Here is a 752-nt window from a genome sequence, read left to right on the forward strand (position 1 = left end):
GGCTGCAACGGAGTCTGGCCCACTGCCATCGCTCGATCTCTCCCCACGCCCGGTGACCAACACCGATCACCCTGGCACAAGAGGACAGACCTAAGCGAGATAGATCAAAAAACACCAGCCACCTAGACCCGCAGCGTCACGCCTGCCTCGAACAGCAAGAGGACGACTCCTGACCCATACGTGGGGAAGGGGGTAGGCATGCGTACTCCCATGAACGAAGCCCTGATCCGCCACTTCCGCGATCTGCGCGACGGCATCCACGGCCGGGCCATCTCGCGGGAGGACAAGGAGCGCCTGTTCGTCACGGCGGTCGAGCTGCTCGACCCGACCGCGAGGACGGCACTGGAGGAGCTCAACGCCGACCTGCTGCTCGGCACGGGCGAGGTGGTGGCCAGCGGGGTCACCCGGTCGAAGGAGGGCGGGCTCAACGCCATGTGGTCACTGACGTGGCCCGAGCAGCGCGCCCTCCACGTCCAGCCCATAGCGGTCGTCGCCCACTACGGCGCCGGGTTCCACCACCCACATCTGCGGGGGAACACCGTCGGTGACTGGCCGATGAACATCTTCGACGCCCCGGACGCCCAGGCGCAGATCGACACGCTCCGGGTGATCGCCGCCGGCGACGCCCACAACCTGGTCTTCCAGGAGAGCTATCGCCTGATGCCCGCCATCACCCAGCGAGCCGACGCAACCTCCTGACGCCCACTCGCCTACGCCTCCGCCCCCGAGCGCACCTTCACGCCCTCCCCCAT

Annotated in this window: 1 protein-coding gene; it reads left to right on the forward strand. The window is 67.4% G+C overall.

Going from position 1 to position 752, the window contains the following annotated elements:
- Window positions 1–198 precede the first annotated feature (198 nt).
- Window positions 199–699, forward strand: coding sequence for a hypothetical protein (locus tag ETD86_RS54610; protein WP_246149556.1), 501 nt, complete (start codon window positions 199–201; stop codon window positions 697–699).
- The last annotated feature ends 53 nt before the right edge of the window (window positions 700–752 follow it).

This window comes from Nonomuraea turkmeniaca (assembly GCF_005889735.1).
In the GTDB taxonomy this organism is placed as follows: domain Bacteria; phylum Actinomycetota; class Actinomycetes; order Streptosporangiales; family Streptosporangiaceae; genus Nonomuraea; species Nonomuraea turkmeniaca.

Bases quoted from the DNA above. Each gene is read 5' to 3' on its own strand.
- ETD86_RS54610 (WP_246149556.1), top strand. From the start codon at position 199: ATGCGTACTCCCATGAACGAAGCCCTGATCCGCCACTTCCGCGATCTG.